The 26,407-nt window shown below is 73.5% G+C and carries 20 protein-coding genes and 1 tRNA gene; 19 read left to right on the plus strand and 2 right to left on the minus strand.

Annotation, left to right across the window (positions count from 1 at the left end; genetic code table 11):
- Nucleotides 1-115 precede the first annotated feature (115 nt).
- The 16 genes from ACO229_RS05675 to ACO229_RS05750 all read left to right on the plus strand — a co-directional run bounded on the left by ACO229_RS05675 (nucleotide 116) and on the right by ACO229_RS05750 (nucleotide 21,483).
- Nucleotides 116-2,056, plus strand: a complete 1,941-nt coding sequence (locus ACO229_RS05675; RefSeq protein WP_423465268.1) for an ABC transporter ATP-binding protein — start codon at nucleotides 116-118, stop codon at nucleotides 2,054-2,056.
- Nucleotides 2,053-3,903: an ABC transporter ATP-binding protein gene (locus tag ACO229_RS05680; RefSeq protein WP_423464089.1), complete on the plus strand. Its 1,851-nt coding sequence runs from the start codon at nucleotides 2,053-2,055 to the stop codon at nucleotides 3,901-3,903. Before ACO229_RS05675 ends, ACO229_RS05680 begins: the two co-directional genes overlap by 4 nt.
- A 53-nt stretch (nucleotides 3,904-3,956) precedes the next feature.
- Nucleotides 3,957-4,343 carry a phosphoribosyl-AMP cyclohydrolase gene (hisI, locus tag ACO229_RS05685; protein WP_397417293.1) on the plus strand — a complete coding sequence of 129 codons (387 nt, stop codon included), beginning with the start codon at nucleotides 3,957-3,959 and terminating at the stop codon, nucleotides 4,341-4,343.
- Nucleotides 4,340-5,941 carry an anthranilate synthase component I gene (locus ACO229_RS05690; protein ID WP_423464090.1) on the plus strand — a complete coding sequence of 534 codons (1,602 nt, stop codon included), beginning with the start codon at nucleotides 4,340-4,342 and terminating at the stop codon, nucleotides 5,939-5,941. The genes hisI and ACO229_RS05690 overlap by 4 nt, the downstream gene beginning before the upstream one ends.
- Nucleotides 5,938-6,579, plus strand: a complete 642-nt coding sequence (locus tag ACO229_RS05695; protein WP_423464091.1) for a Trp biosynthesis-associated membrane protein — start codon at nucleotides 5,938-5,940, stop codon at nucleotides 6,577-6,579. Before ACO229_RS05690 ends, ACO229_RS05695 begins: the two co-directional genes overlap by 4 nt.
- A 76-nt stretch (nucleotides 6,580-6,655) precedes the next feature.
- On the plus strand, nucleotides 6,656-6,916 hold the full coding sequence (locus tag ACO229_RS05700) for an HGxxPAAW family protein (RefSeq protein ID WP_397417299.1): 261 nt from the start codon (nucleotides 6,656-6,658) through the stop codon (nucleotides 6,914-6,916).
- Nucleotides 6,917-6,923: 7 nt separating this feature from the next.
- The gene (locus ACO229_RS05705; RefSeq protein ID WP_397417301.1) at nucleotides 6,924-7,214 is read left to right on the plus strand and encodes a DUF4190 domain-containing protein; all 291 of its coding nucleotides are present in this window, start codon (nucleotides 6,924-6,926) and stop codon (nucleotides 7,212-7,214) included.
- The gene (locus ACO229_RS05710) at nucleotides 7,198-7,671 is read left to right on the plus strand and encodes a DUF2752 domain-containing protein (RefSeq protein WP_397430370.1); all 474 of its coding nucleotides are present in this window, start codon (nucleotides 7,198-7,200) and stop codon (nucleotides 7,669-7,671) included. The genes ACO229_RS05705 and ACO229_RS05710 overlap by 17 nt, the downstream gene beginning before the upstream one ends.
- Before the next feature lie 251 nt (nucleotides 7,672-7,922).
- On the plus strand, nucleotides 7,923-8,738 hold the full coding sequence (trpC, locus tag ACO229_RS05715) for an indole-3-glycerol phosphate synthase TrpC (protein WP_397417305.1): 816 nt from the start codon (nucleotides 7,923-7,925) through the stop codon (nucleotides 8,736-8,738).
- A gap of 22 nt (nucleotides 8,739-8,760) precedes the next feature.
- The gene (gene trpB, locus ACO229_RS05720; protein ID WP_423464092.1) at nucleotides 8,761-10,035 is read left to right on the plus strand and encodes a tryptophan synthase subunit beta; all 1,275 of its coding nucleotides are present in this window, start codon (nucleotides 8,761-8,763) and stop codon (nucleotides 10,033-10,035) included.
- A complete protein-coding gene (gene trpA / locus ACO229_RS05725) occupies nucleotides 10,032-10,940 on the plus strand; it encodes a tryptophan synthase subunit alpha (RefSeq protein ID WP_423464093.1) in 909 nt (302 codons plus the stop codon). The genes trpB and trpA overlap by 4 nt, the downstream gene beginning before the upstream one ends.
- On the plus strand, nucleotides 10,937-12,019 hold the full coding sequence (gene lgt / locus ACO229_RS05730; protein ID WP_423464094.1) for a prolipoprotein diacylglyceryl transferase: 1,083 nt from the start codon (nucleotides 10,937-10,939) through the stop codon (nucleotides 12,017-12,019). Before trpA ends, lgt begins: the two co-directional genes overlap by 4 nt.
- A 111-nt stretch (nucleotides 12,020-12,130) precedes the next feature.
- Nucleotides 12,131-16,714, plus strand: coding sequence for a glutamate synthase large subunit (gene gltB, locus ACO229_RS05735; protein WP_397430366.1), 4,584 nt, complete (start codon nucleotides 12,131-12,133; stop codon nucleotides 16,712-16,714).
- Nucleotides 16,707-18,185: a glutamate synthase subunit beta gene (locus ACO229_RS05740; protein ID WP_397430365.1), complete on the plus strand. Its 1,479-nt coding sequence runs from the start codon at nucleotides 16,707-16,709 to the stop codon at nucleotides 18,183-18,185. Before gltB ends, ACO229_RS05740 begins: the two co-directional genes overlap by 8 nt.
- A 71-nt stretch (nucleotides 18,186-18,256) precedes the next feature.
- Nucleotides 18,257-19,693 carry a pyruvate kinase gene (pyk, locus tag ACO229_RS05745; protein ID WP_397417317.1) on the plus strand — a complete coding sequence of 479 codons (1,437 nt, stop codon included), beginning with the start codon at nucleotides 18,257-18,259 and terminating at the stop codon, nucleotides 19,691-19,693.
- A 113-nt stretch (nucleotides 19,694-19,806) separates the two neighbouring features.
- Nucleotides 19,807-21,483, plus strand: coding sequence for a RyR domain-containing protein (locus ACO229_RS05750; protein ID WP_423464096.1), 1,677 nt, complete (start codon nucleotides 19,807-19,809; stop codon nucleotides 21,481-21,483).
- A 70-nt stretch (nucleotides 21,484-21,553) separates the two neighbouring features.
- Here ACO229_RS05750 and ACO229_RS05755 read toward each other — a convergent pair.
- A tRNA-Leu gene (locus tag ACO229_RS05755) sits at nucleotides 21,554-21,637 on the minus strand.
- Nucleotides 21,638-21,750: 113 nt separating this feature from the next.
- Between ACO229_RS05755 and ACO229_RS05760 the strand changes: the two genes are divergently transcribed.
- A complete protein-coding gene (locus ACO229_RS05760) occupies nucleotides 21,751-22,359 on the plus strand; it encodes a response regulator (RefSeq protein WP_275977855.1) in 609 nt (202 codons plus the stop codon).
- 146 nt (nucleotides 22,360-22,505) lie between these two features.
- Nucleotides 22,506-23,156, plus strand: coding sequence for a GNAT family N-acetyltransferase (locus ACO229_RS05765; RefSeq protein ID WP_397417322.1), 651 nt, complete (start codon nucleotides 22,506-22,508; stop codon nucleotides 23,154-23,156).
- A gap of 34 nt (nucleotides 23,157-23,190) precedes the next feature.
- On the opposite strand, the gene ACO229_RS05770 is transcribed toward ACO229_RS05765, so the two are convergent.
- Entirely contained in the window at nucleotides 23,191-23,571 is a 381-nt protein-coding gene (locus ACO229_RS05770) for a PaaI family thioesterase (protein ID WP_397417336.1), read from the minus strand.
- Nucleotides 23,572-23,647: 76 nt separating this feature from the next.
- Here ACO229_RS05770 and polA point away from each other — a divergent pair, with 76 nt between their 5' ends.
- The gene (gene polA / locus ACO229_RS05775; protein ID WP_423464097.1) at nucleotides 23,648-26,377 is read left to right on the plus strand and encodes a DNA polymerase I; all 2,730 of its coding nucleotides are present in this window, start codon (nucleotides 23,648-23,650) and stop codon (nucleotides 26,375-26,377) included.
- Nucleotides 26,378-26,407 lie beyond the last annotated feature (30 nt).

A 26,407-nucleotide genomic window follows, 5' to 3' on the forward strand; every position in this document is an offset into this window, starting at 1 on the left:
CGTCGACGCCCAGGGCGAAATACCGTCGAATCGATTCCCGGGCCGTGAGAAAATCAGAGCACCCCCCGAGAAGCGAGGTCTTGCCGTGCCCCCAGACGCCCCGCGCACCGCACCGATGGCCCTCACCGGCTCTCGTGTCCGGCGCTCGCTCGCCCTCATGTGGCGCGGCATGCGCGCCCACCCCGGCCTCTACGTCCTGGCCGTGGGCGCGTCGGGCCTCTTCGGGGCTCTGACCGTGGCCGTCAGCCGGGCGGTCGGCTGGGCCACCGACACGGTGGTGGTCCCCGCGATCGCCGGCGACGAGTCCGCCCGCGACCGGATCTGGCTCGCCGGGCTCGTGCTCGCCGCCGTCGCGCTGTCGCTCGCCCTGGCCGTGGCCGGGCGGCGCATCTGGGCCGGGTACGGCGTGGTCGCCATCCAGGCCGACCACCGCACCGCCCTGACCCGGCAGTACCTGCGCCTGCCCGGGTCCTGGCACCGCGCCCACCCGGCCGGCCAGCTCCTGAACCACACCACCTCGGACACCGAGGCCGCCACCGGCGTCTTCAACCCGCTGCCGTTCGCGCTCGGCGTCGTGGTCATGATCGGCGTCGCCGTGGGCATGCTCCTGGCCGTCGACCCCTGGCTGGCCCTCGCGGCGCTCGCCGTCATCCCGATCACCGTCGCCGTCAACGCCGTCTACCAGCGGCACATGTCGCCCGCGGTCACCCGGGCGCAGCGGCTGCGCGGCGACGTCGCCGACGTCGCGCACGAGAGCTTCGAGGCGGCCCTCCTGGTCAAGGCCCTCGGTACCGAGGGGCGCGAGGAGAGCCGGTTCGACGCCCGCACGCAGGAGCTGCGCGCCGCGAACGTCCGCGTCGGCATCGTCCGCTCGCTGTTCGACCCCGTCATCCAGACCCTCCCGGCGGTCGGCACCCTGCTGGTGCTCGGCATCGGCACCTGGCGCGTCGCGACCGGGGACATCGTGGCGGGCGATGTCGTCACCGCCGCCTACCTGCTCACGATGATGACCGTGCCGGTCCAGGCCTTCGGCTGGGTGCTCGGTGAGCTGCCCCGCGCCCTGGTCGGCCACGAGCGCATCGCGCAGGTCGTCGACTCCACCGGCGCGCTCGCGTACGGCGACGCCCGGCTGCCCGCCCGTCGCGGCGGGCTGGCCGTCCGGCTGGAGGGCGTCGGCGTCGACGTCCCTGCCACCGGTGGCGCGCTCGGCCGGACCATCACGCTGCTCGACGGTGTGGACGTGGCCGTCGAGCCAGGTGCCACCGTGGCCGTCGTGGGCAGCACCGGGGCCGGCAAGACCACGCTCGTGAGCCTCCTGGCCCGGCTGTCGGACCCGACGCGCGGTCGCGTGCTCCTGGACGACGTCGACGCGCGGACCCTCGCCGACGGCGAGATCCCCGCCCACGTCGCCCTCGTCACGCAGACCACGTTCGTCTTCGAGGACACCGTGCGCGGCAACGTCACGCTCGCCGACCCGGGCGCCCCCGGCTCGCCGTCCGACGACGAGGTGTGGCACGCCCTGGAGCTCGCCCGCCTCGCCGACACCGTGCGCGGGCTGCCGGGCGGCCTCGACGCCCCGCTCGGCGAGCGCGGCGCCAACCTCTCCGGCGGTCAGCGTCAGCGGCTCGCCATCGCGCGCGCCCTGGTGCGCGCGCCGCGCCTGCTCGTGCTCGACGACGCGACCAGCGCCGTCGACCCGCGGGTCGAACAGGAGATCCTGCGCGGCCTCGCCGACGACACGGCGGGCGCCGGACCCGGCCGCGGCACGACGGTGATCATGGTCGCCTACCGGATGTCGTCGGTGGCGCTCGCGGACCGTGTGGTCCACGTCGACGGCGGGCGGGTCGTCGACACCGGCACGCACGCCGAGCTGATGGCGCGCGACGCCGGCTACCGCGAGCTCGCCACCGCCTACGAGGCGGAGACGGAGCGCCGCGAGCAGGAGCGGGCCGACGCCGCCGCGGCGGGCGGCGACGTGGGCGACGGCGTGGGTGACGGCGTGGGCCGCGACCTGGGCGACGCGCTGGACGACGAGCTGGAAGAGGTGTCCCGATGACTGCGACGACCGACGCACCCGAGGCGGACGGCACGGACGTCCCCGAGGACCTGCTCGACGCCGACGGCGCCCGCATCGAGTCCGCCAGCCGCCTCGGCGTGCTGGCGACGCTGCGGCGGGGCATCGAGCTCAGCCCCGAGATCACCCGCGGGCTGTGGCTCACCCTCGGCCTGGCGGCCCTGGCGGCGGCCGGCCGCGTGGTGGTGCCGCTCGCGGTGCAGCAGACCATCGACGTCGGCATCCTGGCCGACGGCGGGCCCGACGCGGGGCGGGTGGCGCTCCTGGCGCTGCTCGCCACGGGTGCGCTGGTGCTGGCCGGGCTGTGCGCGGCGCTGGTGAACGTGCGCCTGTTCCGCTCGGCCGAGGCCGGGCTCGCGACGCTGCGCACCACGGCGTTCCGGCACGTGCACGACCTGTCGACCCTCACGCAGAACACCGAGCGCCGCGGCGCGTTGGTCTCGCGCGTGACCAACGACGTGGACACGGTGTCGCTGTTCGTGCAGTGGGGCGGCATCATGCTGCTCGTCAACGTGCTGCAGGTGATCGTGGCGACCGCCCTGATGCTGGTCTACTCGCCGATCCTGACCGCGGTGGTGTGGGTCGCCTTCGTGCCGATGTTCCTCGTGATCCGGTACGGGCAGAAGTACGTGAACCGTGCCTACACGCTGGTGCGCGAGCGCGTCGGCGCGATGCTCGGCGCCGTCTCGGAGTCGGTGGTGGGGGCGGAGACGGTGCGCGCGTACGGCGCCGCCGAGCGCACGGGCCGCCGCATCGGCGACGCCGTCGAGGCCACCCGCAGCGCTCAGGCCCGGTCGCAGGTGCTGGTCGCGGCCACGTTCTCCTCGGGCGTGCTGATCTCCAACCTGGTGCTGGCGATCGTGGTGGTCGTGGGCACGCTGTTCGGCGTGGGCGGAGGGCTGACGGCGGGCCAGCTCGTCGCGTTCCTGTTCCTCGTGCAGCTGTTCACGGGACCGGTGCAGATGGCCACGGAGATCCTCAACGAGCTGCAGAACGCCGTGGCCGGCTGGCGGCGCGTGATCGCCGTCATCGAGACGCCGGTGCAGGTGGCCGAGAAGCCGGGCGCCGTCGCGCAGGAGCGGGGGCCTGCCCACGTGACGCTGCGGGACGTGCGGTTCGCCTACCCGGGCGGACCCGAGGTGCTGCACGGCGTGACGCTGGACCTGCCGCCGCGCACCAAGGTCGCCGTGGTGGGCCAGACCGGTTCCGGCAAGACCACCATCGCCAAGCTGGTCACGCGGCTCATGGACCCGACCTCGGGTGCCGTGGAGCTCGACGGCACCGACCTGCGCGACCTCTCGTTCGCCTCCCTGCGTGAGCGCGTGGTGCTGGTGCCGCAGGAGGGCTTCCTGTTCGACGGCACCGTGCTCGACAACGCGGCCTACGGGCTGCGCGCGCCGGACGCCGACCCGCGGGCCGCCGTGGAGCGGGCCTTCGCCGAGCTCGGGCTCCTCGACTGGGTGGCCGACCTGTCCGACGGGCTGGACACCGCGGTGGGCCAGCGCGGCGAGGCGCTCTCGGCGGGGGAGCGGCAGCTCGTCGCGATCGCGCGCGCCTACCTCGCGCAGCCGGACCTGCTCGTGCTCGACGAGGCGACCTCCGCGGTGGACCCGGCGACCGAGGTGCGGATCGCGCGGGCCCTGGACTCGCTGACGGCGGGCCGTTCCACCATCACGATCGCGCACCGGCTCTCGACCGCCGAGGCGTCGGACCTCGTGGTCGTGGTGGACCAGGGGCACGTCGCCGAGGTGGGCCCGCACGAGGAGCTGGCGGCGGCGGACGGCATCTACGCCCGCATGCACGCGAGCTGGGTCTCCCAGACCCGCTGACCAGATCTCGGGCCCGGTGGGGGCGGGGGTCGCGGACGTGGCAGGATTCTCTGGTGCCCGAAGTTCTAGATCCCACGATCGCAGCCCGGCTCAAGCGGGACGACGCCGGCCTGGTGGCCGCCGTCGTCCAGCAGCACGACACGGGCGAGGTGCTCATGGTCGGCTGGATGGACGACGAGGCGTTGCGCCGCACCCTCACCGAGGGCCGGGTGACGTTCTGGTCGCGCAGCCGCCAGGAGTACTGGCGCAAGGGGGACACGTCCGGGCACGCCCAGTACGTCAAGGCCGCGAGCATCGACTGCGACGGCGACGCCCTGCTGGTCCGCGTGGACCAGGTGGGAGCCGCCTGCCACACGGGCACCCGCACGTGCTTCGACGCGGGCGGTGACCTGGGCGCGGTGGTGGGCGAACGCGACCAGCAGGACGAGGAGACCCGGTGACCCAGCTCGACAGCCAGCCAGCCACCCACGAGGCGAGCCCGGCGACCGCGCCGGCCGACCTGCCGTGGGGCCGCACCTGGCCGAGCCTGCCGGAGTTCCGCGCGATGGCCGCCGACCGCCGGGTGATCCCGGTGGTCCGCCCGCTGCTGGCCGACGACGCGACGCCCGTCGGCCTCTATCGCACGCTCGCCGGGAGCCGGCCCGGCAGCTTCATCCTGGAGTCCGCCGAGTCCGGGGTGTGGGCGCGGTGGTCGTTCGTCGGCGTCGCATCCCGCGCGACGCTGACCAGCGACCGGGGACAGGCCGTCTGGACCGGTGACGTGCCGGTCGGCATCCCGACGCAGGGCGACGTCGTCGACGTGCTGGAAGCCGCCCTCGACGCGCTGCGCACGCCCGGCGTGGCCAACCTGCCGCCGCTCACCGGCGGTCTGGCGGGCGTGCTCGGCTGGGACGTGGTGCGGCACTGGGAGCCCACGCTGCCGGCCACCGCGCCGGACGAGGTGGGTGCGCCGGAGCTCGCCCTGTGCCTCGCGACCGACCTGGCCGTGGTCGACCACCGCGAGGGCACGGTCTGGCTCGTCGCCAACGCGATCAACGCCGACGCCACCGACGACCGTGTCGACGAGGCCCACGCGGACGCCGTGGCCCGGCTGGACGCCATGGAGGCCCGGCTCGCCGCCGCCGGACCGCGCGTCACGTCGGTCGTGGCCGAGGTCCCGGAGCCGGAGCTGGAGTTCCGCTCGACCCGCCAGGAGTTCGAGGACGCGGTGCTCGCCGGCAAGGAGGCGATCCGCGACGGCGAGGTGTTCCAGGTGGTGCTCTCCCAGCGCCTCGACCTGGACTGCCCGGCCGACCCGCTGGACGTGTACCGCGCGCTGCGGACCATCAACCCCAGCCCGTACATGTACTACTTCCACCTGGCCAAGCCGGACGGCACCGAGTTCTCCGTCGTGGGCTCGAGCCCGGAGACGCTGGTCAAGGTCGACGACGGCCACGTCACCACCTACCCGATCGCCGGTTCGCGGCCGCGCGGCGCGCACCCGGAGGAGGACGCCGAGCTCGGCGAGGAGCTCCTGGCCGACCCCAAGGAGCGGGCCGAGCACATCATGCTCGTCGACCTGTCCCGCAACGACCTGGTCAAGGTCTGCGAGCCGACCAGCGTCGAGGTGGTCGAGTTCATGAAGGTGCGGCGGTTCAGCCACATCATGCACATCTGCTCCACCGTCGTGGGCCGGCTCCGTGCCGGCCGCAGCGCCCTGGACGCGCTGCGGGCGACGTTCCCGGCCGGCACCCTGTCGGGTGCGCCCAAGCCCCGGGCCATCGCCCTGATCGACGAGCTGGAGCCCGCCTCCCGCGGCATCTACGGCGGCGTGTGCGGCTACTTCGACTTCGGCGGCAACATGGACATGGCCATCGCCATCCGCACCGCGTACATCTCCGGCGGCCGCGCCAGCGTCCAGGCGGGCGGCGGCATCGTGGCCGACTCGGTGCCCGCCCTGGAGTACGCCGAGTCGCGGAACAAAGCCGCCGCGGCGGTGCGCGCCGTGCAGCTCGCCTCCCGGCTGGCGCCGCTGCGGACCTCCGGAGGCGCCGAGTGACCCGGACCCGCACCGTCCTGGCGCTGCTCGTCCTGGGCGCGCTCACCTTCGGCACGGGGTCGCCCACCTGGGTGACCACCACCGTCGCCACGGCGCTGGAGCCCGAGGTGGCCGTCGCCGCCGCGGGGACCTCGGCGGCCCCCGGCGTCGGCGCCGGGGCGCTCGTGCTGCTCGCCGCCGGGATCGCGTGCGCCCTCACGGGGCGGGTGGCCCGGTACGTGGCCCTCGTCGTCGCGGCGGCGGCCGGCGTCCTGGTGGTGGTCAGCACGCTCGCCGTCGTCGCCGACCCGACCCCGGCGGCCACCGCTGCCGCGTCCGCCTCCAGCGGTGTCACGGATCTCACGTCGCCCGTCGTGCTGACGGCGTGGCCATGGGCTGCCGTGGCCACCGGTGTGCTGGCCGTCGTCGTCGCCGTCTGGGGCACCGTGGCGGCCCGCGGCTGGGCGGCGACGTCCGGGCGGCACGAGCGCGCGGGCGCGCCCGCTGCGGGCGGCCAGGCCGCCCCGGGCACCCAGCCCGCCGCCGGCGCCGGCACGACGGAGCCCGACGCCGGGCCCGAGAACGAGCCCGACGGCGAGATCGACCCCCACGACGCCTGGGACGCCCTGTCCCGCGGCGACGACCCGACCGGGCGCTGACCCCCCGGGCCGCTCACCTGCCGGTGAGCGGTTAGGCTGAGCGCGTACCGCACGACACGAAAGGCACCCACCTGCGATGACCGAGAACAAGCCCGAGATCGCCTACCTGCCGCCGGCGGTCCCGCCGCACAACCACGGCCACACGGTCGCTGCGTGGGTGACGATGGTCGGTATCACGCTGGGCGTGCTGATCTCCTCGTGGGGTGTCATCGTGGCGCAGACCTCGTCCTCCTGGGGCGTCGTGTTCGTGCTCGGCTTCGTCGTGATCGGTGTCTCGCTGATCGCCGGCCTGGTGCTGCGCAACCTGGGGCTCGGTCAGAAGAAGGTCCAGCGGTAGGTCCGCCATGACCGAGCTCGCGATGGCCGCAGCGCCCCGCTCCCACCCCCGCAACAGCCTGGGGGTGTGGTCGCTGGTGCTGGGCCTCGCGTCGGTCGTGCTGGCGCTCGGCGCCCTCACGGGCGTGCCCGCCATCATCCTCGGCAACCAGGGCCGGCGCGCCGTGCGGGCCGGCGAGGCCGACAACGAGGGCATGGCGCTGACCGGCGTCGTGCTCGGCTGGATCTCGCTGGCCATCCTGGCGGGCGTCATCGTGCTGGTGGTCGCCCGCTTCCTGGCGGGTGGGACCCATTCTTGAGCAGGCCGGGAAGCAGGCCGGGAAGCCCGCCGCCCCGGCGGCTGCCGGGAACGGCGGCCTCCCGCGGGCGCTCCGGGCGCCGCTGCTGACCGGTGCCTCCGTCGCGGCGGCCACGCTCCTGCTGGCCGTCCGCGACCCGCACGTGCGCGGTTCCTACGGGTTCTGCCCGCTGCTGGAGCTGACCGGCCTGGCCTGCCCGCTGTGCGGGGGCCTGCGGGCCACGCACGACCTGGCGCACCTCGACCTCGCGGGCGCGTGGTCGGCCAACGCCCTGTGGACCGTCGCCGCCCCCGTGGTGGTGGCCCTCTGGGTGGCCTGGCTGGTGTCCGCTGCCCGCGGGCGGCCGGTCCGGGGGCTGTCGAGCACCGCGGGCTGGGTCACCTTGGGCGTCGCGCTCGCGTTCTTCGTGGCCCGCAACCTCCCCGCGCTGCAGCCGTACCTGACCCCCTGGCTCTGATCCCGGCGGGACCAGAGCGGGACCAGAGCGGGATCCGACCGGGATCCGACCGGGATCTGACGAGGCGTCGTCTCACGGTCCGGGAGTGGTCAGGACCACACCCCGGCTCCGCCTACGATGGCGGTGGGGGCGGACGTCCGCGGCGGGCACGCACACCGGCGTGCCGGGCGGCGAGCAGCCGAGCAAGCAGATCAGTCAAGCGTTCGAGGCGTATGACGAGAACAGAGCAAGGCCACGGGGAGGCTCATCACATGTCGGTCCTGGAGGACATCGTCGCGGGGGTTCGTGAGGACCTCGCGGAGCGTGAGGCGAGGGTGTCTCTCGACGCGCTCAAGGAGCGCGCCGCCGCGGTGCCCGGAGCCCTCGAGTGCGTCGGCCGGCTCAAGCAGGCGGACGCCGTCTCGGTGATCGCCGAGGTGAAGCGGTCGAGCCCCAGCAAGGGCTCGCTGGCGCCGATCGCCGACCCGGCGGCACTCGCCGTCGAGTACGAGACCGGCGGCGCGTCCGTGATCTCGGTGCTCACGGAGCAGCGCCGGTTCAACGGTTCGCTGGCCGACCTGGACGCGGTGCGCGGCCGGGTGGACATCCCGGTGCTGCGCAAGGACTTCGTGGTCACGCCCTACCAGGTGTGGGAGGCGCGCGCGCACGGCGCCGACCTCGTGCTGCTCATCGTGGCGGCGCTGGAGCAGACCGTCCTGGAGTCGCTCGTCGAGCGGGTGCACTCCCTCGGCATGACCGCCCTGGTGGAGACGCACAGCCTCGAGGAGGTCCGCCGGGCGGTCGACGCCGGGGCCCGCGTGATCGGCGTCAACCACCGCAACCTCAAGACCCTCGAGCTCGACCGGGGCCTGTTCAGCAGCCTCGCCGAGTACATCCCGGACGACGTGGTCAAGATCGCGGAGTCCGGCATCCGCGGCCCGCACGACGTGATGGACATGGCGCGTGCCGGGGCGGACGCCGTCCTGGTGGGCGAGGCGCTCGTGACCGACGGCGCCCCGCGTGCCTCGGTGGCCGACCTGGTCGCGGCGGGCTCGCACCCGTCGCTGAAGTCCGTCCGCCCGTCCTGACCCCGCTGCGAAAGGAACCCAGGTGACCGACGTGAAGCTTGCTGACGTCTCCGGCCCGTACTTCGGGCGGTACGGCGGACGGTTCGTGCCCGAGGCGCTCATCGCCGCGCTCGACGAGCTGGACACCGAGTTCCGCAAGGCGGCCGGCGACCCGGCGTTCGCGGCGGAGCTGCAGCGCCTGCACCGTGAGTACACGGGCCGGCCGAGCCCGTTGACCGAGGTGCCGCGGTTCGCCGCGCACGCGGGCAACGCGCGGGTGTTCCTCAAGCGGGAGGACCTCAACCACACCGGCTCGCACAAGATCAACAACGTGCTGGGCCAGGCCCTGCTGGTCAAGCGGATGGGCAAGAAGCGGCTCATCGCGGAGACGGGGGCGGGCCAGCACGGCGTCGCCACCGCCACCGCGGCCGCCCTGATGGACCTCGAGTGCGTGGTCTACATGGGCGAGGAGGACACGCGCCGCCAGGCCCTGAACGTGGCCCGCATGCGCCTGCTGGGCGCCGAGGTGGTGCCGGTCAAGATCGGGTCGCGCACGCTCAAGGACGCGATCAACGAGGCCCTGCGCGACTGGGTCGCCAACGTCGAGACGACGCACTACCTGCTGGGCACCGTCACGGGCCCGCACCCGTTCCCGGAGATGGTGCGCCAGTTCCACCGGATCATCGGCGAGGAGGCGCGCGAGCAGATCCTCGAGCGCGCCGGGCGCCTGCCCGACGTGGTGGCGGCGTGCGTGGGCGGCGGGTCCAACGCGCTGGGCATCTTCAACGCGTTCCTCGACGACGAGGGCGTGGACCTGTACGGGTTCGAGGCCGGCGGCGAGGGTATCGGCTCCGGCCTGCACGCGGCCCGGTTCAGCGGCGGCGCGCCGGGCGTGCTGCACGGTGCCCGCTCCTACCTGCTCCAGGACGACGACGGGCAGACCCTGCCCAGCCACTCGGTGTCCGCCGGCCTGGACTACCCGAGCGTCGGCCCGGCCCACGCCTGGCTGCACGACCTGGGTCGCGCCACGTACGAGCCCGTGACCGACGACGAGGCCATGGAGGCGTTCCGCCTGCTGTGCCGCACGGAGGGCATCATCCCGGCCATCGAGTCGGCGCACGCCCTGGCGGGCGCCCTGCGGGTGGGCCGGGCCGCGGCGGACGAGGGGCGCACGGGGCCGGACGGCGAGCCGCTGCTGGTCCTGGTGAACCTCTCCGGGCGCGGCGACAAGGACGTGGCCACGGCGGCCAGGTGGTTCGGGCTGCTGGAGGGCGGCGCGGCGGCCGAGGAGCTGGAACGACAGGAGGGCCGGGGATGAGCACCGTGACCGAGGCGGCGGGTACGCCGCGCACGACGTCGCCGACGGCCGAGCTGATCGACCGGCTGCGCACGCAGGAGGACCGGCCCGCGCTGGTGGGCTACCTCCCCGTGGGCTACCCGACCGTGGACCGGTCGATCGAGGCCCTCAGGACGATCATCGACCACGGCGTGGACGTCATCGAGCTCGGCATCCCGTACACCGACCCCGTCCTGGACGGCCCGGTCATCCAGGCCGCGGCGCAGGGCGCGCTCGACGCCGGTGCGCGGGTCCGCGACGTCTTCCGGGTGGTGCGGGCGCTGACCGACTACGCGCCGCACGTCCCCGTGCTCGTCATGACCTACTGGAACCCGGTGCTCAAGTACGGGGCGGACGCGTTCGCGCGCGATCTCGCGGCCGCGGGTGGCGCCGGGCTGATCACGCCGGACCTGATCCCGGACGAGGGCGCCGACTGGCTGGCGGCCAGCGAGGCGCACGGGCTGGACCGCGTGTTCCTGGTGGCCCCGAGCACCACCGCGGAGCGGCTGCGGCTGACGGTCGACGCGTCGCGCGGCTTCGTCTACGCCGCCTCGCTCATGGGGGTGACCGGCGAGCGTGCCCAGGTGGGCTCGCGTGCGGAGCAGCTCGTCGCGGACACGCGTGCCGCGGGCGCGGCGAACGTCTGCGTCGGCCTGGGCGTCTCCAGCGGGGCACAGGCCGCCGAGGTGGGCCGCTTCGCGGACGGTGTCATCGTCGGCTCGGCCCTGGTGCGGCCGCTGCTGGCCGAGGGCCCGCTGGACGACGCCGCATGGGCGGCCCGTCTCACGAATCTGGCCGAGGTGACGGAGGACCTCGCCGCCGGGGTACGGTCGGCTCGCGCCACCGCACCCGCCGGCGCGACCGCCGTCCCCGGAGAGGTACCGTGACGCTGCTGACCGCACTGCCGGCCGCCCTGGTGGCCGACCTGGCCGCCGAGGCGTCCGCAGTGCTGCCCGCAGCGAGCGAGGTGGCCGCCGGGATACCCAGTCCCGCCGAGCACACCTGGTACGTGGGCATCTTCCCGCTGCGGGCCTACGCGCTGGCGATCCTCGCCGGCATCGTGCTCGCGGTGTGGCTGACGGCCCGGCGGTGGGGGGCCCGCGGCGGCAACCCCGAGGACGTGCTGGAGATCGCGTTCTGGGCGGTGCCGTTCGGCATCGTCGGCGGACGTCTCTACCACGTGCTGTCCTCGCCCGACCGGTACTTCGGCGAGAACTTCTCCGGCGGGGGCGACCCCGTCGCGGCGCTCTATGTCTGGGAGGGCGGCCTGGGCATCTGGGGCGCCGTCGCGCTCGGCGCCGTCGGCGCGTGGCTCGGCTGCCGCAGGCAGGGGGTGCGGTTCTCGTCGTTCGCCGACGCCGTGGCGCCCGGCCTGCTCGTGGCGCAGGCCGTCGGCCGGCTCGGCAACTGGTTCAACCAGGAGCTGTACGGGCGGCCCACCGAGCTGCCCTGGGGTCTGCACATCGACACCGGGTACCTGGTGACCAACCCGGCCACGGGCGTGCCGTACCCGGAGGGCACCCTGTTCCACCCGACGTTCCTGTACGAGCTCCTGTGGAATCTCGTGATGGCCGGAGCCCTGCTGTTTCTCGACCGTCGGTTCAAGTTGGGTCATGGGCGGGTATTCTGGGCGTACGTCCTGCTCTACACTCTCGGACGGGTCTGGATCGAGATGCTCCGCATCGACGATGCGGAGGTGGTGCTGGGGCTCCGCCTCAACGTCTGGACCTCGATCCTGCTGGGCCTGGCAGCCCTGGTGGTCTCGATCGTGCTGGCTCGGAGGTTCCCCACCAGGGAAGAGTCGGTACGGCTGCGGCCGCAGGACGACGAACCGCCGCTCGGCCCGCGTGCCGAGCCGGCACCTGACCCAGCAGTTGCAGGGACCGGTGAGGCCGAGGCCGAGCCGGAGGAAGGCAAGACAGCAGCAGTGGAGGAGTCCGACGCGGACGCCTCCGCGCGCACCTGAGGGGCGCGGCCGCCGGGACCACCGGACGACGAGCCCCCTGACCGACCGGGCCGCCGTCGTCCCGGACCACCGCAAGACTGCGCCCGGCGTGCCGGGCGCCTGTGAGGACCCATGACCAAGCCGTTGCTTGCACAGAAGGTTGGGCTGCCCGCGCAGAGGACGGACGGCGGCCTGTACGACCCGGCGGCCGAGCACGACGCGTGCGGCGTCGCCTTCGTGGCGACCCTGCGTGGCACGCCCGGGCGTGACATCGTCGACGCCGGGCTGACCGCCCTGCTGAACCTCGACCACCGCGGTGCGGTGGGCGCCGAGGAGGACAGCGGCGACGGCGCCGGGATCCTGACCCAGATCCCGGACGCGTTCGTCCGCGACGTGGTGGGCGTCGACCTGCCGCCCGCCGGCATGTACGCCATCGGCACGGCGTTCCTGCCGACCGACGACGCCGAGCGTGACGCCGTGGTGCGCCGCGTGGAGGCGCTGGCCGCCGAGGAGAAGCTCGACGTGCTGGCCTGGCGCGACGTGCCGGTGGACGCCGGGATCGTCGGCCCGACGGCGCGCGCGTCCATGCCCGTGTTCCGCCAGATCGTGGTGGCCGACCCCTCGCGGAGCCTGTCCGGCATCGACCTGGACCGCCGCTGCTACCGCCTGCGCAAGCGCGCCGAGAACGAGGTGGGCCTGTACTTCGCGTCCCTCAGCGCCCGCACCCTGACGTACAAGGGCATGCTGACGACGGCGCAGCTCGAGCCGTTCTTCCCCGACCTGTCGGACCCGCGGTACGCCACCGAGCTCGCGCTGGTCCACTCGCGGTTCTCCACCAACACGTTCCCGTCGTGGCCGCTGGCCCAGCCGTTCCGGCTGCTGGCCCACAACGGCGAGATCAACACCGTGCGCGGCAACCGCAACTGGGTCGCGGCGCGCGAGGGCACCATGGAGTCCGACCTGCTGGGCGACCTGAAGCCGCTGCAGCCGGTGTGCTCGCCGGGTGCGAGCGACTCCGCCAGCTTCGACGAGGTGCTGGAGCTGCTGCACCTGTCGGGCCGCTCCCTGCCGCACTCGGTGCTGATGATGGTGCCGGAGGCCTGGGAGAACAACACCGGGATGGACCCCGCGCTGCGGGCCTTCTACCAGTACAACGCGAACCTCATCGAGCCGTGGGACGGCCCCGCCTCCCTCACGTTCACCGACGGCACCCTGATCGGCGCCGTGCTGGACCGCAACGGCCTGCGCCCCGGGCGCTGGTGGGTCACCGAGGACGGTCTGGTCGTGCTGGCCTCCGAGGCCGGCGTGCTCGACATCGACCCCGCCACGGTGGTCCGCAAGGGCCGCCTGGAGCCCGGCAAGATGTTCCTCGTCGACACCGGCTCCGGCCGCATCGTCGAGGACGAGGAGGTCAAGTCCGGCCTCGCCGCCCGCCACCCCTACGGGGACTGGATCCGCGAGCACTCCGTCCACCTCGACGAGCTGCCCGAGCGTGAGCACGTGGCGCACAGCCCGGCGTCGGTGCGCCGCCGTCAGCGGGCCTTCGGGTACACCGAGGAGGAGCTGAAGGTCATCCTGTCGCCGATGGCGACCACCGGCGGCGAACCGCTCGGTGCCATGGGCTCCGACACCCCGGTCGCGGTGCTGTCGCAGCGCCCGCGCCTGCTGTTCGACTACTTCACGCAGATGTTCGCGCAGGTGACCAACCCGCCGCTGGACGCGATCCGCGAGGAGCTGGTCACGGCCATCGGCAGCGCCATCGGCCCGGAGCCGAACCTGCTGGCCGACCTGCCGGAGCACGCCCGCAAGCTCGTGCTCGGCTTCCCCGTGCTGGACAACGACCAGCTCGCCAAGGTGGTGCACGTCGAGCGCGACCGGGAGCTGGAGGGCCTGTTCCACGCCGAGACCATCCCGGGCCTGTACGACGTGTCGGGCGGCGGCGCCGCGCTGCTGTCCCGCCTGGAGCAGATCTTCGCCGACGTCGACCGGTACGTGGAGGAGGGCGCGAGCTTCCTCGTGCTCTCGGACCGTGACGCCACCTCCGAGCTGGCGCCGATCCCGTCGCTGCTCCTGACCAGCGCCGTGCACCACCACCTGGTGCGCAAGCACACCCGTAACCGGGTCTCGCTGGTGGTGGAGGCCGGTGACGTGCGCGAGGTGCACCACGTCGCGCTGCTCATCGGCTACGGGGCGGCCGCCGTCAACCCGTACCTCGCGATGGAGACCGTCGAGGACCTGGCCCGTCGCGGCTACCTGGACGTCACGCCCGAGAAGGCCGTGGCCAACCTCATCAAGGCGCTCGGCAAGGGCGTGCTCAAGGTGATGTCCAAGATGGGTATCTCCACGATCATGTCCTACCGGGGCGCGCAGATCTTCGAGGCGATCGGCCTCTCGCAGGACCTGGTCGACGACTACTTCACCGGCACCACCTCGCGCCTGGGCGGCATCGGCCTGGACGTCATCGCGGCCGAGGTCGCGGCGCGGCACGCCGAGGCGTACCCGCCGTCCGGCAACAAGAAGCCGGGCGAGCGCCTGACCACGGGCGGCGAGTACCAGTGGCGGCGCGACGGCGAGGACCACCTGTTCGACCCCGAGACGGTGTTCCGCCTGCAGCACGCCACGCGCTCGGGCCGGATGGACATCTTCCGGCAGTACACGCGGCGCGTGGACGAGCAGTCGAACCGCCTGATGACGCTGCGCGGCCTGCTGCGCTTCAGCCCGGACCGCGAGCCCGTGCCGATCGACGAGGTCCAGCCGGTCAGCGAGATCGTCAAGCTGTTCAACACGGGCGCCATGTCCTACGGCTCCATCTCGGCCGAGGCGCACGAGACGCTCGCCATCGCGATGAACCGCCTGGGCGGCCGGTCCAACACGGGCGAGGGCGGCGAGGACCCGGAGCGCCTGTACGACGACGAGCGCCGCTCGCGCGTCAAGCAGATCGCGTCGGGCCGGTTCGGGGTGACCGCGGAGTACCTGACCCAGGCCACGGACATCCAGATCAAGCTCGCCCAGGGCGCCAAGCCCGGCGAGGGCGGTCAGCTGCCCGGGCCCAAGGTGTACCCGTGGGTGGCCAAGACCCGCCACTCGACGCCGGGCGTCGGCCTCATCTCGCCGCCGCCGCACCACGACATCTACTCGATCGAGGACCTGGCCCAGCTCATCCACGACGCGAAGAACGCGAACCCGGACGCGCGCGTGCACGTGAAGCTGGTCAGCGAGTTCGGCGTGGGCACCGTGGCCACGGGCGTGTCCAAGGCGCACGCCGACGTCGTGCTCATCTCGGGGCACGACGGCGGTACGGGCGCCTCGCCGCTCACGTCGCTCAAGCACGCCGGCACGCCCTGGGAGATCGGCCTGGCCGAGACCCAGCAGACCCTCGTGCTCAACGACCTGCGCGACCGCATCGTGGTGCAGGTCGACGGCCAGATGAAGACGGGTCGCGACGTGATCGTCGCGGCGCTGCTCGGCGCCGAGGAGTTCGGTTTCGCGACCGCGCCCATGGTGGTCTCGGGCTGCGTCATGATGCGCGTCTGTCACCTGGACACCTGTCCCGTGGGCGTGGCCACGCAGAACCCCGAGCTGCGCAGCCGGTTCACCGGCAAGCCGGAGTTCGTCGTGAACTTCTTCGAGTTCATCGCCCAGGAGGTGCGCGAGCACCTGGCGGCGCTGGGCTTCCGCAGCCTCCAGGAGGCCGTGGGCCAGGTGCAGGTGCTCGACACCCGCAAGGCCGTGGACCACTGGAAGGCCCAGGGCCTGGACCTGGCGCCCGTGCTCGCGCGGCCGCAGCTCAAGGAGGGCTCGTCCCTGCGCCACACCACGGCGCAGGACCACGGCCTGGCGCGGGCGCTGGACAACCAGCTCGTCGCGGCAGCGGCCCCGGCCCTGGAGCGCGGGGAGCGCGTGCGGATCGACCTGCCCGTGCGCAACGTGAACCGGACGGTCGGCACCATGCTCGGCCACGAGGTGACCAAGCGGTACCGCGGCGAGGGCCTGCCCGACGACACGATCGAGGTGGTCCTGACCGGGTCGGCCGGCCAGTCGCTGGGCGCGTTCCTGCCCCGGGGCATCACCCTGCGCCTGTTCGGTGACGCCAACGACTACGTCGGCAAGGGCCTGTCGGGCGGCCGCATCGCGGTGCGCCCGGACAAGGCGGCCGTCCTCGGCGGCGCCGACGTCATCGCGGGCAACGTGATCGGCTACGGCGCGACGTCCGGCGAGGTCTACCTGCGCGGGCGCGTGGGGGAGCGGTTCGGTGTGCGCAACTCCGGCGCCACCCTGGTCGCGGAGGGCGTGGGCGACCACGCCTGCGAGTACATGACGGGCGGCACCGTGCTGGTGCTCGGCCCCACGGGCCGCAACGTCGGCGCCGGCATGTCGGGTGGCACCGCGTACTTCCTGGACCTGCGGGTCTCCCGGGTCAACCAGGCGGCGCTGGAGGCGGGCGAGCTCGCCGTCGCCGTCCTGGACGACGCCGACTGGGAGACCGTGCGCGGCCTGCTGGAGCGGCACCACGCCGAGACCGGCTCGGCCGTCGCGGCGGAGCTCCTGGCCGACCCCGAGACGGCACGCGGGCGGTTCAGCCGCCTGCTGCCCCCGGGCTGGGCGCGCGTGCGCCTCGCCCTCGCCGAGGCGGAGGCCGCCGGCACCGACATCTCGGGCACGTCCCAGTGGGACCCGTCCGTGTGGAACCAGATCATGGAGGTGGCACGTGGCTGACCCCCGAGGATTTCTGAAGGTCCGGGAGCGGGAGCTCCCGCCGAACCGGCCCGTCGAGGTGCGCCTGCGGGACTGGAAGGACACGCACGCCCACCGGGCGGAGGGCCAGCCCTTCCTCAAGGAGCAGGCGGGCCGCTGCATGGACTGCGGCGTGCCGTTCTGCCACCAGGGCTGCCCGCTGGGCAACCTCATCCCGGACTGGAACGACCTGGTCTGGCGCGGACAGTGGGCCGATGCGATCGACCGGCTGCACGCGACCAACAACTTCCCGGAGTTCACGGGCCGCGTGTGCCCGGCGCCGTGCGAGTCGTCCTGCGTGCTGAGCATCAACCAGCCCGCGGTGACCATCAAGAACGTCGAGGTCTCGATCATCGACGAGGCGTTCGCCCGCGGCCTGGTCACCCCGCACGTGCCGGAGCGCCTCACGGGGTCGACGGTCGCCGTCGTCGGCTCCGGCCCGGCCGGGCTGGCCGCGGCGCAGCAGCTCACGCGCGCCGGCCACACCGTGGTCGTCTACGAGCGCGACCCCGCCATCGGGGGCCTGCTGCGCTACGGCATCCCGGACTTCAAGCTGGAGAAGTCGCACATCGACCGTCGCCTCGCCCAGATGGAGGCCGAGGGCACCCGCTTCCGCCCGGGCGTCACCATCGGCGAGGACATCAGCTGGGACGCGCTGCGCCGCCGGTTCGACGCCGTCGTGGTCGCCACGGGTGCCACCGTGCCCCGTGACCTGCCCCTGCCGGGGAGGGACCTGGCCGGCATCCACTTCGCCATGGACTACCTGACCCCCGCGAACCACGCGGTGGCCGCGGGCACGCCGGACGTGCTGCCCGAGGGCGCCCCGTCGGCGGCCGGCAAGCACGTGATCATCATCGGCGGCGGCGACACCGGCTCGGACTGCCTCGGCACCGCGCTCCGTCAGGGCGCCGCGAGCGTCACCACCCTGGCCATCGGCAAGAAGCCGCCGCTGGAGCGTCCCGCGCACCAGCCGTGGCCGACCGACCCCATCCTGTTCGAGGTCTCGACCTCGCACGAGGAGGGCGGCGAGCGCACCTACCTGGCCTCGACGGTCGAGTTCCTGCCGGACGCCGACGGCAACGTCCGCGCCCTCAAAGTCGCCGAGACGCAGTACCTCCCCGACGGCCGCCGCGTGCCGGCGCCCGGCACGGAGCACGAGATCCCGGCGGACCTGGTGCTCGTGGCCATGGGCTTCACCGGTCCCGAGACCGGCGTCCTGGAGGAGCAGACCGGCGCGGAGATCACGGATCGTGGCCTCGTGGCGCGCGGCGACGACTACGCCGCTAGCCTGCCGGGTGTGTTCGTGGCCGGCGACGCGGGCCGGGGACAGTCCCTCATCGTGTGGGCGATCGCGGAGGGCCGCGCCGCGGCCGCAGCCGTCGACACCTACCTGCAGGGCAGCACCGAGCTGCCCGCCCCGGTGCGCCCGCGCACGCTCGCTCTGCGGTCGTGACCCGAGAACCGTTCCGGGAGTTGTACACCACCACAGGGCGCTGCGGCGCCCACCATGCCTAGGCTGGAGACATGCGCAGAGCCAAGATCGTGTGCACCATCGGACCCGCCACGGAGAGCCCGGAGAAGCTCCGGGAACTCGTAGACGCCGGCATGAACGTGGCGCGGATCAACCGCAGCCACGGCGAGCAGGAGGCGCACGCGGCGGTCTACCGACACGTGCGAGAGGCCGCGAAGGCCGCAGGGAAGTCGGTCGCCGTCCTGGTCGACCTGCAGGGACCCAAGATCCGGCTCGGCCGGTTCGCGGGAGACGAAAAGCATTTCTTGAACAAGGGCGACACGTTCACCATCACGACCGAGGACATCCTCGGCAACCGTGAGATCGTCTCGACCACCCACAAGGGCCTGGCCCAGGACGCCCAGGTGGGCGACCCGCTGCTGATCGACGACGGCAAGGTGCGCGTGCGCGTCACCGCCGTCGAGGGCCCGCGCGTCATCACCGAGGTCGAGGTCCCCGGGCCCGTCTCGAACAACAAGGGCATCAACCTGCCCGGCGTCGCGGTGTCGGTGCCGGCCCTGTCCGACAAGGACGAGTCCGACCTGCGCTGGGCCCTGCAGCTCGGCGCCGACTTCATCGCGCTGTCGTTCGTGCGGTCCGCCAAGGACTACGAGGACGTCCGCCGCGTGATGGAGGAGGAGGGCCGCACGGTCCCCGTCATCGCCAAGATCGAGAAGCCGCAGGCCGTGGAGAACCTCGCCGAGGTCATCGCCGCGTTCGACGGCGTCATGGTGGCGCGCGGTGACCTGGCGGTCGAGATGCCGCTGGAGCAGGTGCCGCTGGTGCAGAAGCGGATCGTCGAGATGGCGCGCCGCAACGCCAAGCCGGTCATCGTGGCCACGCAGGTGCTGGAGTCGATGACCACGTCGCCGACGCCGACCCGCGCCGAGGCCTCGGACTGCGCCAACGCGGTGCTCGACGGCGCCGACGCGGTCATGCTGTCCGGCGAGACGTCGGTCGGCGACTACCCGATCGTCACCGTGCAGACCATGGCCCGCATCATCGAGGCCACGGAGGAGGCCGGCCGGGAGCGCATCGCGCCGCTCGGCTCGACGCCGCACACCCGCGGTGGCGCCATCACGCGGGCCGCCGCCGAGATCGGCGAGACGCTCGGGGTGAAGTACCTCGTGACGTTCACGCAGTCCGGTGACTCCGCCCGGCGCATGTCCCGCCTGCGCTCGTCCATCCCGCTGCTCGCCTTCACGCCCGAGCAGCACGTGGCCAACACGCTCGCGCTGACGTGGGGCACCAGCGAGTACCTGGTGCCCAAGGTCGACACGGTGGACGCCATGGTGGCCCAGGTGGACCTGACCCTGCAGGAGCAGGGCCTGGCCGAGAAGGGCGACACGGTCGTGGTGGTCTCGGGCGCGCCGGTCGGCGTCCCGGGCACGACCAACTCGATCCTGGTGCACCGCATCGGCTCGCACACGGAAGGCCGCACCCTGGTCTGACCGGCGCCACCCGCCGCACGGTGGCCGGACGCAGACCAGCGTCCGGCCACCGGTCTGTCTCGCCAGGGTTCTACCTCGGCGACCGGGTGTGAGATGTCGCTATTGTTCCGAACGTGAAGCGCACCTTTCCCTGGACCCGCGTCGGCTTCGCCGCCCTGGTGCTCGTCTCCCTCGGACTCGGCTCGTGGGGCCTCGCGCTCGACACCGACCACCAGCCCGGCCGCACGTGGTACGACGTCGTCTACCAGGGTCTGCAGCTCTTCGTCATGGGCGCCGACCCCGCCAGCGGTGGCGGCGAGCTCTCCTGGCAGCTTCAGGTCGCCCGCTTCCTCGCCCCCGGCACCGCGGTGTACGCCCTGTTCGAGGCGGCCCGCGTCCTGTTCACCGGGGAGCTGCGCCGGATGCGGGACCGGCGCGCGCGGGGACATGCCGTCGTCGTCGGGCAGACCGATGCCGCGGACACCGTGACCGCCGCGCTCGAGGCGGCCGGGCACCGCGTGCTGCGCGCCGCCGACGCCTCGGGCCTGCTCGACGCCGGGCTGCCGGGCGCGACCGTCCTGTACGCGTGCGGCGACGACAGCACCGACGCGACCGCCAACGTGCTCACCGTGGCCGAGGCGGAGGAGGCCGTCCGCCGGGCCGGCAGCGGCCCCGCCCGGCTGTACGCCCACGTCAGCGACCCGGATCTCGGCGTCGCGCTCCAGGCGCGGCACCTGAGCTGCGCCGAGCCGGGCGTGGACTTCTTCACGCTCGACGTCATCGCCGCGCAGGCGCTCGCCGCGCGCGAGGTACGTCACCTCCTGGACGCGCCCGGTGGGCCCGGCCCGCTGACCCGGGTCGCGGTGGTCGGCTCGGGCGAGTTCGCCAAGGCGCTGGTCGTGGGCCTGGCCCGCGAGTGGGAGCTGGCGGGCGACGGCGTGCGCCTGGCGGTCGACCTCATGGCCGACGACGCCGTGGCGGTGGTCGAGTCGCTGCGGGCCCGCTGGTCGCCCGTGGCCGAGAAGATCGAGCTGCGCGCCGCGCCCGGGCTCGGCCGAGGCAGCCACGGGCGGCCCGACCTGGTCTACGTGTGCGACGCCGACGAGGGCACGTCGCTGCGTGTCGCCCTCACCGTGACGAACCTGTGGCACGGCGGACCCGGCTCCCTCGTGCTCCTGCTGGACGGCCTCGCGGGGCTCACGCGCGCGTTCGGCACGGAGGCCTCGCGCGTGCTCGACGACCTGGACGGCCGGCTGCGCACCGTGACGATGCGCGACCTGCTCGCCGACGTCGAGCGCGAGGAGGCGCGCGCCCACGCGGACATGTACGAGCGGATCGCGCGGTCGGTGCACCACGTGTACCTGCGCAACCAGCGCGAGCGCGGCGTCGGCTGGGGCGAGGTGCCCGCCATGGTGCGCTGGGAGGACCTGCCGGAGGACCTGCGGGCCTCCAACCGGGGGTGGGTGGTCGGTCTGCCGGCGCGCCTGGCGCGAATGGGCGCGACCATCGCCCCGCGCGACGGCGCCCCCGAGGTCGTGTTCGAGGGGGAGGAGCTGGACCGCCTGGCCGAGGCCGAGCACGAGCTGTGGGAGTCGGTCCGGGTCGCCCAGGGCTGGCGTACCGGGCCCGTGCGGGACGACGCCGCCAAGGTGCACCCGATGATCGGCGTGCCGTGGTCGCAGCTGCCCCCGGAGAACCAGGAGAAGGACCGTGACGTGGTGCGCCTGCTCCCGGAGATCCTCGCCGAGTTCGGCCTGGAGGTGGTGCGCTACGAGCGGAATCCGGTGCCGGAGCTCGCGGTGGAGGTCTGAGCGGTCCGAGCGGTGCCGGCACCAGGGCCGAGGCCGCCGCCGGCGGCCTCGGACGCCGTGACTGCGAGAGTGCCGGGTGTGGGACTCGAACCCACACGCCCTCGCGGGCAGCGCTTTTTGAGAGCGCCGCGTCTGCCTGTTCCGCCAACCCGGCTCGGCGCTTATCGAACCACACCCCAGGACCGGGCCCCAAGCCCAGGTGCGGGAAGTAGGATGTTCCCCGTGACCGACGAGAACACCGAGAAGCTTCCCCTGGATCTGCCCCCGATGATCGACGCCGAGCCGGAGGCTGCTCCTGCCACCCCCTCGCGCCGTGCCGTCGTGGCGGAGGACGAGGCGCTCATCCGCATGGACGTGGTGGAGACCCTGCGCGAGGCCGGGTTCGACGTGGTGGGGGAGGCCGGCGACGGCGAGACCGCCGTGAACCTCGCCATCGAGCTCAAGCCCGACGTCGTGGTGATGGACGTCAAGATGCCCGAGCTGGACGGCATCTCCGCCGCCGAGCGCATCGGCAAGGCCCACGCCGCCCCCGTGGTGCTGCTCACGGCGTTCTCGCAGACCGAGCTCGTGGAGCGCGCCCGTGACGCCGGCGCCATGGCGTACGTGGTCAAGCCGTTCACCCCGGCCGACCTGCTGCCCGCCGTCGAGATCGCGATCTCGCGCTACTCGCAGATCGGCGCGCTCGAGGCCGAGGTCGCGGACCTGACCGAGCGTTTCGAGACCCGCAAGCGCGTGGACCGGGCCAAGGGCCTGCTCATGACCAAGATGGGCCTGTCGGAGCCGGAGTCGTTCCGCTGGATCCAGAAGACCTCGATGGACCGCCGCCTCACCATGCGCGAGGTCGCCGACGCCGTCATCGAGCAGGTCGGGGCCTGAGTCGTCCGTGCGGGTGCGCCGTCGGCTCGGACGCCTAGAGCGGGTGAAATCGGGGTTCGCGTGTTTTCCGCCGCCCGACCGAGGACTAGTGTCTGCGCGGGCCGGCCGTGAGGCCCGGCCCCGCAGACCGCCGGGAGGAGAGAGACGTGCTCGAGATCCGTTCCGCGCGCGAGGACGACCTGCGCGCCGTCGCCGCGCTGGCCGCCGACGCCCGGGACGACTCGCCCGAGGGCGCCCAGCTCGGGGCCCAGGACACCGACCGCCTGCTGGAGCACCTCAGCGTGCTGCTCGCGGCGGGCGGGCACGTGCTGGTGGCGGACCTCGACGGCCGGGTCGTCGGCGTCGTGCTCGGCCGGGTCGTGGGTGCCTACCTGTTCGCGCGTCGCCCGAGCCTCTACCTCGACATGCTGTTCGTCGCGCCGCGGGCGCGACGGCACGGCGTCGGGCACGCGCTCCTGCGGGCGGCCGCCGACGTCGCGGCCGAGCACGAGTGCGTCGACGTCTACTCGGCGCCCGTCCCCGGCAACCGGGCGGTGCAGCGCTTCCTGGCCCGGCTCGGGTTCGCCCCTGCGGCAGGCCACCGCGTCGCGTCCGTCGCCGCCCTGCAGCGCCGCCTCGCGGCCGACGCCACGCCCCGGGACGCCGCGCACGCCGCCCGGCGGTTCGGTCGCGGGGGTATCGAGGACCTCATCGCCCGCCGGCGCCGCACCCGGTCCGTGACGGAGTCCGGCCCCATCGACATGCGCCGGGTCGGGGGCGGTGCGCCGTCGGGCCGCCGTCCCGCGCGCGCGGGCTGAGGCCCCTGCCGCGCGCCGAGCCCTCGGGCCCGGCTCAGCCGAGGATCATGCACGTCAGGCGCGAGGTGCAGATCCGCTTGCCCGCGTCGTCGGTGATCACGATCTCGTAGGACGCCGTCGTGCGGCCCAGGTGGAGCGCCGTCGCCGTACCCGTGACGTAGCCGTCCCGCGCCCCCCGGTGGTGGGTGGCGCTGACCTCGATGCCCACCGCGTTCCGGCCCGGCCCCGCGTGCGCCTGGGCCGCCAGCGAGCCGAGGGTCTCCGCGAGCACCACCGACGCGCCGCCGTGCAGCAGGCCCGCGGGCTGCGTGTTGCCCTTCACCGGGATGCGCCCCACCGCCCGGTCCGGCGCGAGCTCCAGCAGCTCCATCTCCATGCGCTCGAACAGCGTGCCCGCGGTGCCGGTGGCGTACATCGCCTTCCAGTCGATCTTGGTGCCGGTGCCGGGCTCGGACGGCGTCGCGGAAGCGCTCGTGTCAGTCATGCGGGCTATGTTGTCAGGCGTGACCTCCACAGCGCCAAGCCGCACTCCTGGAACGCCCGCGCCGGGCCGCCCTCGCCTCCTGCTGATCGACGGCCATTCCATGGCCTACCGGGCGTTCTACGCACTGCCGGACACGCTCGCGACGAGCTCGGGACAGATCACCAACGCCGTCTACGGGTTCACGTCGATGCTGACGAACCTGCTGCGCGACGAGCAGCCGACGCACCTGGCCGTCGCGTTCGACGCGGGCCGCGTGACGTTCCGTACGGAACGGTTCCCCGAGTACAAGGGCACGCGCGACGCCACGCCGGACGCGTTCAAGGGCCAGGTGCCGCTCATCAAGGAGGTGCTCGACGCGCTGCGCGTCCCCTTCGTGCAGCTCGAGGGCATCGAGGCGGACGACATCCTGGCGACCCTGGCCACCCAGGCCCGCGCGGCGGACATGGAGGTGCTGATCTGCTCGGGTGACCGCGACGCCCTGCAGCTCGTCAACGGCCACGTCACGGTCCTGTACCCGAAGAAGGGCGTGTCCGAGCTGGCCCGCATGGACCCCGAGGCGGTCGAGGCCAAGTACGGCGTGCCGCCCGAGCGCTACCCGGACCTCGCCGCGCTCGTCGGCGAGACCAGCGACAACCTGCCGGGGGTGCCCGGCGTCGGGCCCAAGACCGCGGCCAAGTGGATCACCGCGCACGGCGGTCTTGCCGCCCTGCTCGACGCGGCCGACGAGGTCAAGGGCAAGGCAGGGGAGAGCCTGCGCGCGCACCTGGACCAGGTCCGGGTGAACCGTGAGCTGAACGCGCTGCTGACCGACGTCGAGCTGCCGCTCGGCGTCGGCGACCTCGCCCTGGCGGGCTTCGACCGCGAGGCCGTGCACCTCGTGTCGGACACGCTCCAGTTCGGCCAGCTCCGCGACCGGCTGCTCGCCGTGGACCCGGCGGGCGGCACCGCCGACGAGGCGCCCGCGGGCGTCGCCGTCGAGATCGACCTGGCCGACGTCGCACCGGGGGCGCTCGGCGACTGGCTCGCCGCCCGCGGCGGCGCCGTGGGCGTGGAGGTGGCGGGCAAGGCAGTCCCCGGCGGCGGGGACGCCTGGGCCGTGGCCGTCGCGGAGCCCGGTGGCGAGGCGGTCTACGTCGACCTCACCCAGGTGGGACCCGAGGACGAGAAGGCGCTCGCGGCCTGGTTCGCGGACCCGGGGGCGGCCAAGATCCTGCACGGGGCCAAGGCGGCCTCCCACATGCTCGCGGCCCGGGGCATGGAGCTCGCGGGCGTCACGTTCGACACCGAGCTCGCGGCATACCTCTGCTACCCGGACCAGCGCGGCTACGACCTGGGCGACCTCGCGGTGCGGCACATCGGGCGCGAGCTGAAGGTCGCGGAGCCCGAGGGCGCGCAGGGTGCGCTGGACCTCTCGCTCGAGGGCGACACGGAGGGGCAGGCCGAGGCGGTGCGCGCCCACGGCGTGGCCGAGCTGGCGGAGGCACTGTCCGGCGAGCTGGCCGACCGGGACGCGACCGGCCTGCTGACCGACGTGGAGCTGCCGCTGTCGGGCGTGCTGGCGCGGATGGAACGCATCGGCATCGCCGCCGACACCGACTACCTGACCGGCCTGGAGAAGCAGTTCGCCCAGGGTGTGGCGGACGCGGCGGCGCAGGCGTACGACGTGATCGGGCGGGAGGTGAACCTGGGCAGCCCCAAGCAGCTCCAGGAGGTCCTGTTCGACCAGCTCGGCATGCCGAAGACGAAGAAGATCAAGACCGGCTACACCACGGACGCCGCGAGCCTGCAGGACCTGTTCGTCAAGACCGAGCACCCGTTCCTGGCGCACCTGCTCGCCCACCGTGACGTGTCGCGCCTGCGGGTCACGGTGGAGGGACTGCTGAAGTCGGTGGCGTCCGACGGCCGCATCCACACCACGTTCCAGCAGACCATCGCCGCGACCGGCCGGCTGAGCTCGACCGACCCCAACCTGCAGAACATCCCCATCCGCACGGAGGCGGGCCGGCAGATCCGGCGGGCGTTCCGCGTGGGCGAGGGGTACGAGTCGCTGCTCACCGCCGACTACAGCCAGATCGAGATGCGGATCATGGCGCACCTGTCGGGCGACGAGGGCCTGATCGCGGCGTTCAACTCGGGTGAGGACCTGCACCGCTACGTGGGTTCGCGGGTGTTCGAGGTGGCGCCCGCGGACGTCACGGCGGACATGCGCTCCAAGATCAAGGCCATGTCCTACGGCCTGGCCTACGGTCTGAGCGCGTTCGGCCTGTCGCAGCAGCTGAACATCGCCACGAGCGAGGCGCAGACCCTGATGGACGACTACTTCGAGCGGTTCGGCGGTGTGCGCGACTACCTGGCGGGCGTCGTCGAGGAGGCGCGGGCCACCGGGTACACGGCCACCATCCTGGGCCGGCGCCGGTACCTGCCCGACCTGACGAGCGACAACCGGCAGCGCCGCCAGATGGCCGAGCGCATGGCGCTGAACGCCCCCATCCAGGGCAGCGCGGCCGACATCATCAAGCTCGCCATGCTGCGCGTGCAGCGTGAGCTGGACGCCCGCGGGCTGACGTCGCGGCTGCTGCTCCAGGTGCACGACGAGCTCGTGCTCGAGGTGGCGCCGGGGGAGCGGGCCGCGGCCGAGGACCTGCTGCGCACCGAGATGGGCGCGGCGTTCGAGCTCACCGTGCCCCTGGACGTCTCGGTGGGCACGGGCGCCACCTGGCACGAGGCCGGCCACTGACCGCACCCGCGACGTAGAACCCTGGCGAGA

This window comes from Promicromonospora sp. MS192 (assembly GCF_049532985.1).
Classification (GTDB): Bacteria; Actinomycetota; Actinomycetes; order Actinomycetales; family Cellulomonadaceae; genus Promicromonospora.